Genomic DNA, 6,573 nt, shown 5'->3' on the forward strand with positions numbered 1-6,573 from the left:
TCTTGCGCCACAACCGGTTACAGGGAACCGAAGGCCTCGAGCGGGAACGGCGGCTGCGCGAGCGGGCGCACCGCGATGCGCATGAGGACGAGCTGGTTGTCGTCGGCGCAGATCGGGTTGGCGGTCAACTCGTCACAGCGCACACAGCGGTGGATGAGCATCCAATCCCCGCTGCGCGGTACGGCGATGGAGTTCGGTGACATGCGGGCGCCGCAATCGCTCGCCTCGCCCTCGACCTGGTCGAAGACGTGGCGCGAGTGCAGGCAGGACGGGCAGTGGTTACGGCGTGCGCCATCGGCGGCGTAGGTGGATACGACCAGGCCGCACCAGAGGCAGGTGAAAGTGTCGAGCTTGTGGGAAACGTGGGTAGACACCCGGATACTCCTTTGCTGAAGGCATGCGATGACAGCAGGAGCAGGCCGAGCGATCCTCGACGGGTGGGACGCGCGGTTACGCGGCGCGGCGAGGCGCGCTCGGCGCTGGCCGGGACATCAACACCCTCTTTCAGGGCCTGAGCCCGTGAGTAATCAGCAAAGTCGGCGGTCACCCTAGCAACCCGGTCGCGGACCACGCCACCGAATTATTTGCGGGAATCGGTGAAGACCGGGATCTGCATGGTCACCGGATCGGTGATCGGGGTGGTTTCGACGAGATCGATGACCTGTTTGCCGCCCGGTCGTTCGTCGTCGAGGACGAGTTCGCCGAAGCCGATCTTCTCCTGGACCTTCTTCATCCAGCCCGGCGCCCACCAGCAGTCGTCGCCGAGCAGTTTCATGGTCGCCGGTACGAGCAGCATGCGGATCACGGTGGCGTCGATGAGCAGTGCGGCCACCATGCCGAATGCGATGTACTGCATCAGCACCAGATCCGAGAAGGCGAAGGCGCCGGTGACGACGAGCAGGATCAGCGCGGCCGCGGTAATGATGCGACCGGTGTGCGCGGTGCCGACGCGGACCGCCTCCGTGGTGGAGGCGCCCTGCGCGCGGGCTTCGACCATGCGCGAGATCAGGAAGACCTCGTAGTCGGTGGACAGGCCGTAGACGAGGGCAATGATCAGGATCAGCAGATTCGACTGGATCGGCTGCGGCGTGAAGTTCATCAGCCCGGAGCCGTGACCGCCGATGAAAATCCAGGTCAGAATGCCCAGGGTCGAGCCGAGCCCGAGCGCGCTCATGATCGCCGCCTTGATCGGCAGAATCAGCGAGCCGAAGGTCAGGAACATCAAGAGCGTCGTCACGAGCAGGACCAGCGCGATCATGAGCGGCATCCGGTCGAGCAGCGCGTCGATGCTGTCCTTCTGGATGGTCGGCACCCCGCCGACGAACAGGCTCACGCCGTCGGAAGTCTCGATCGCCCGCAGGTAGTCGATGGTGGCCTCGGCGCGGCGGGAGTCGGTGAGCAGAGCACTGGTCCGGTAGACATCCGGTTGGATGGTGGACCGTTGGGGCATGGCGAATTTCCCGGCCAGTCCCGGTGCGTCGTTCGCCTGTGCCCAGAGGGGGCCGATCGCTTTGCTGTCGGCGGCGACGAGGACCAGTTCGATCGGGTCGGCCCGGCGCCCGGGGAATGCCGCGTCGATCTGCTGCTGCGCGAGGCGAGTCTCATTGTCCGGGGGCAGGTATCGCTCGCTGAATCCGCCGAAGGCCAGATCGCGCACGGGCAGGATCAGCAGCAGCAGGATGATGGTCAGGCTGCCACCGATCTTCAGCGGCCGCTGCATCACCCAGCGCGTGCTCCGGCCCCAGAAGCCGTTCTCGACCTCCTCCGCGGTCTTGGTCTTGCGCAATCGCTTGATACCCAGCATGTCCACCCGCGGACCGAGGACGGCCAGCATGGCGGGCAGCACCGTGATCGCGGTCAGCGCCGCCAGCGCCACCGCCGAAATAGCTCCGTAGGCAATCGATTTGAGGAAGCCCTGCGGGAACAGCAGCATGCCCCCGGCACTCGCGATGATCATCGTCGCGGAGAACGCCACCGTCCGCCCGGCGGTCATCACCGCCCGCCGCACCGCCGCCGGCGTGTCATACCCCTCGGCGAGCTCCTCCCGGAACCGACTCACGATGAACAGCCCATAGTCGATGGCCAGACCCAGGCCGATCATCGAAACGACCGGCTGGACAAACGAATTGACCTCGAAATACTTGGTCAGCAACCGGATGATCCCGTTCGCGCCGACCATCGTCAGCCCGCCCACGATCAAGGGCAGCGCGGCCGCGACCACACCGCCGAAGATGAAGAACAGCAGCACCGCCACCACGGGGAAAGCGAGCACCTCCATGCGCCGGATGTCCTCGGCCATGGTGTCGTTGAGCGTGCCCGCCACCGGTTTCAACCCACCGACCTGCACGGTCACACCGGGGATATGGAAGACATCCTTGACCTGGCGGTAGTTGTGCAGCATGGCGTTCTCGCTGTCACCGCGGATCGCGATCGACGCGACGCCGTACTTCTTGTCGGGAGTAGCGAATTGCGCTCCGCTCGCCCTGCCGGTTTCGGTGGGCCAGTAGGCGCCGTTGATGCCCGCGATTTGCCCGGGGTACACGCGCGGCAGGCTGTTCAGGTTGTCGATGATCTTGCGACTGAACTCGGAATCGTCGACGGTCTTGTCCGTCGGCGCGGTGTAGATCGCGATAACGTCCGCGTCGTGGCTCGGCGGGAACGACGCCCCGAGCAGTCGCGCGGCATGCGCGGATTCCGATCCGGCATCGTCGAGCCCCCCGGAACCGAGATGGTTCCCCAACTCCGAGCCGTACACCCCCAGTGCGAGCAATCCGGCGATGACAATGCCGAGCACAGCGAACCGCTGCCGGTAAACGAGGTTTCCCCAGCGCGCGAACACTATGTCCCGCCGATCATCAGGACTTCCCCCAAAGACTTTTCCGGATTGTGCAACTTCGTGAGAGGTTAGTGTGCATCATCGGCACCTGCAAACGTGCTGCCGGGCGCTGTGATAGCGAATCGCTTTGAATCGGCGGTATCGGGCGCCGGAATATCTATTACTTGTCGGCATCGTGACTCGAGTTACCATCGCCAGCTATGTGTTCAGTGGTTCCTGGTCGAATTCTCGGCGGTACGGCGTGACGAAACCTGATGAGACTGTTGCGGATCCGATCGGGCGGGTCGAAGAAAATGTGCGCACCCGTCGTGGCCGGTTCGAGTTTCTGGACGCACTCCGCGGATTCGCGGCATTGGCGGTCGTGATCCAGCATTGTTCGGAGCTGGTGTGGCCGGGCTATGAACGATTCTCGGCGACGTACTTCGGGGCGGGCGTGTTCGGGGTCTTCGTCTTCTTCATTGTCAGCGGCTTCATCATCCCGCCGTCCGTGGAGCGCGGGCGGTCGCTGGGCGCGTTCTGGGTGGGCCGATTCTTCCGGCTGTTTCCACTGTTCTGGGGTTGCCTGGGCGCGGTGCTGATTCTGCACTTCCTGGGCATGTACGGCGGGCCGCCGGGCTTTCTGGCCGAACCCGCGTGGAACCTCGTCACGAATGCCAGCATGGCGCACTTCTTCCTCACCGGGCCGGACTCGCAGATGCTCGTCGTCGCTTGGACGCTCTCCTACGAGCTGGTGTTCTATCTGTTCGTGTCGCTGCTGTTCCTCGGCGGGCTCAATCGCCGATCGGTGCCGCTGGCGGTCCTGGCGCTCGGCGCGATTCTGCCCGCCGGATTGTTCCTGCCGGTCGCGATGGTCAATGGTCCCGACGCGAACCTCGTCACCCGCTCGGTGGTCGTCGCCGCGACCGTGGTGGTCGCGGTGTTGTTCGCCCGCCGGGCGGCCGACCGGAGTTCGGCCGCGACGGCGGTGCTGTTCGCGTCGATCGCTGTCCCTTTGGCGCTCAACCAGCCCGAATCGGCGTGGTACTCCGCGGCGATCTTCGCCACCATGTTCGTCGGGACGGTGGTCTATCGGATGACTTCGGGCGAGATCTCGATCAAGCTCGGCTGGGCGGTGTTCGGACTCGCCCTCGGCTTGATCCCCGTGCTCAAGCTCATCCAGCTCGGGCTCCTCCATCAGCCCGTACTGGATGCGACGACCGGCGCCTGGAAGGACGTCTTCACCATTGGCGGCGCCTATCTGCTCTTCGGGGCGGCGCTGCTGCTGCGCCGACGTTCGTTCCCGCGCCCGCTGCTGTACCTGGGGCGAATCAGCTACTCGCTGTACCTGATTCACGCCTTGGTGATGAACTTCGTGCCCAAATGGCCGGTATCGGCGTTCGGGGCGCTCGCACCATGGCTCACCTGGTGTTCATGGATCGTCGTCTCGATCGCCCTCGCCGCGCTGTGCTACCACAAGGTCGAGAAGCCGTTCCAGAACCTCGGGCATCGGTTGATCACCAGAATGGACGCGCGGGCGTAGCCGGCCCCTGCGACGGGGCCGGTGCGCCGCCTTGGTCAGCGGTGTTCGGTGCCCGCGTACGCGGATCCCGCGGCCAGCAGGTTGGCGCCCTTGCCGAACAGTTCGACGATGAACCCGAGAATTTCCATGGTGGCCTGTATTCCTATCTGCCAGTGTATTGGTGGATCTTTGTTTCGGTGACAAGCGATATCACATACCCGCCGCATTGGATCTGTCGGCGAATCGGTCATCGAATCGGCTGCTCGCCAAGCATGGCAGGGCAGGAGTAAACAGGGCGGGAACAGTCGCTGAATTCGAATTCCGGATGCGATGCGCGCCACATTCTTCTAATCCTAGTCATGAAGGACCCGCTTCCTCCGGCTCGAACGAGCGGCTTTCGCATCACTACTCATTCGGTATAGGTCATCGAATCGGTCATTGCGAGAAGGTGAGTCGCAGCGTTTGCGAACTCCGACAACAGGCATTAATGTCGGGCAAACATAATCCGAGCAGGATCGCGAGCTCTCGCGCTCATCAAGTTCGCTGCCGGGGAGGAATCAGTTCGTCAGCGAACAGATGCGGCGCCGCCAATGGGAGTGGGGCGCCGGACGCGTCTGTCGGAAAGTGTCAGGTGCAGTTCATGACAGCGGTCGTTGCGGTTCGTTCCGAGTCGCAAACCATTCCGGATACCCACCCGCCGTTCGCTTTCCGTGGCGTCGCATTGATGGCCGGGATCTCGTTGATCGTGCTGACGGTGACGGCGGGGCGTTACGAGTTCTTCGGCGACGAGCTCTATTTCCTTTCCGCCGGACGGCGACTCGACTACACGTACGCGGATCAGGGCGTCGTGGTGGCCTTCTTCGCGCACCTCGCGGATGTGCTCGCGCCGGGATCGGTGACGGCGCTGCGGGTTCCGGCGGTCGTGATGAGCGTGGGCGCCATCGTGGTGTCGGCGCTGATCGCCTACGAACTCCGCGCCAACCAGCGCGTCCAGTTGTTCGCCGCGTTCACCTATGGCACGTCCTACTTGCTGGTGACCCAGTGCGCGCTGAGCACCTTCTCCTTCGACGCCACGCTCACGGCCGTGATCACGTGGCTGCTCATCCGCTGGGTTCGCACCCGCCAGGATTGGCTGATCGTCGTGGCGGGCGTGGTCGCGGCGCTGGACATGCAGGTGAAGTGGATGATCCCGCTGGTCTGGGCATGCCTCGGCGTGGCCGTGATCCTGTGCGGGCCGCGCGAGATTCTGCGCCGCCTCGCGCTGTGGGCGGGCACCGGCATCCTCGGCTTGTCCGTGCTCCCGATTCTGTATTGGCAGTCGCAGCACAACTGGCCGCAGCTGGCGATGGGCCCGATCATCGGAGCGGAGCAGGACGCCACGGGCTACGGTCCGCCCGGATTCTTCCCGCAGTGGCTGGGTTTCGCCGGATTCACGGGTTGCTTGCTGATCGCGGTCGGTTTCTACGCGGTGGTCAAGCAGGAGTCGCTGAAGCCGTACCGCTTCATCGCGGTCGCACTGCTGCTCATGACGGCATTCGTGGTCATCACGCACGGCCGCCCGTACTACCCGACGGGCTTCTTCCCCGCCATGTTCGCCATCGGCGCCGTCGGCCTGTGGCAGTACCCGCGGAAGCGGTGGATGAACCTGGCGATGATTCCGATCGTCGTGCTCACCGTGGTGACCTACGTCGGCACGCTCACCCTGCTACCCCTGCCGCCCAGCTGGCGCGGCCAGACGGTGACCCCCATCGATCTCGGCATCCGGTCGGCGCTCTGGGGTACCACCAATTGGGATCGCATGGTGGAGGCCGTCGACACCGGCTACCGCACGCTGACGCCCGAGGAGAAGGCGCACTCCGCCATCATCACCCAGGGCTATTGGCAGGGCGGCGCGGTCGAGCAGTTCGGCGGCGAGTACGACCTGCCCCCCACCTACAGCCCCAGCCGAGGCTTCGGATTCTTCGGCCCGCCACCGGATTCCACCACCACGGTGATCTTCGTCGGCCTAGACACCGCCGAGCCCGACCTGAAATCCCGCTTCACCGAGGTGGAACGCGTGGTGAACCTCGACGATCCCATCGGCATCCCCGGCATCGACCGCATGGTCGCCGTCTGGAAATGCAAGAACCCGAAGCAGCCCTGGTCCACCATGTGGGACACCTGGACCACCCTGTACTTCGACCTCGGCCACTGGCGCGACTCCCGGGCCACCACCCGCCCCACCCGCTGAGCCACCGCG

4 protein-coding genes are annotated in these 6,573 nt (G+C 64.7%); 2 read left to right on the forward strand and 2 right to left on the reverse strand.

Annotated features, from left to right (window positions below; translation table 11 throughout):
- Positions 1 to 17: 17 nt before the first annotated feature.
- Both NC4_RS06710 and NC4_RS06715 read right to left on the reverse strand, forming a co-directional pair.
- Positions 18 to 374: an RNHCP domain-containing protein gene (locus NC4_RS06710; RefSeq protein ID WP_067533811.1), complete on the reverse strand. Its 357-nt coding sequence runs from the start codon at positions 372 to 374 to the stop codon at positions 18 to 20.
- Between the two features lie 206 nt (positions 375 to 580).
- Positions 581 to 2,839 carry an MMPL family transporter gene (locus NC4_RS06715; RefSeq protein WP_067533814.1) on the reverse strand — a complete coding sequence of 753 codons (2,259 nt, stop codon included), beginning with the start codon at positions 2,837 to 2,839 and terminating at the stop codon, positions 581 to 583.
- A gap of 124 nt (positions 2,840 to 2,963) precedes the next feature.
- Here NC4_RS06715 and NC4_RS06720 point away from each other — a divergent pair, with 124 nt between their 5' ends.
- Both NC4_RS06720 and NC4_RS06725 read left to right on the forward strand, forming a co-directional pair.
- Positions 2,964 to 4,355, forward strand: a complete 1,392-nt coding sequence (locus NC4_RS06720) for an acyltransferase family protein (protein WP_169814734.1) — start codon at positions 2,964 to 2,966, stop codon at positions 4,353 to 4,355.
- A gap of 619 nt (positions 4,356 to 4,974) precedes the next feature.
- Positions 4,975 to 6,564: an ArnT family glycosyltransferase gene (locus tag NC4_RS06725; protein WP_169814735.1), complete on the forward strand. Its 1,590-nt coding sequence runs from the start codon at positions 4,975 to 4,977 to the stop codon at positions 6,562 to 6,564.
- Positions 6,565 to 6,573: the final 9 nt, after the last annotated feature.

It is taken from the genome of Nocardia crassostreae, assembly GCF_001613405.1.
Classification (GTDB): domain Bacteria; phylum Actinomycetota; class Actinomycetes; order Mycobacteriales; family Mycobacteriaceae; genus Nocardia; species Nocardia crassostreae.

Coding starts and splice junctions, on each gene's coding strand:
- NC4_RS06725 (WP_169814735.1), top strand. CDS start 4,975: ATGACAGCGGTCGTTGCGGTTCGTTCCGAGTCGCAAACCATTCCGGAT.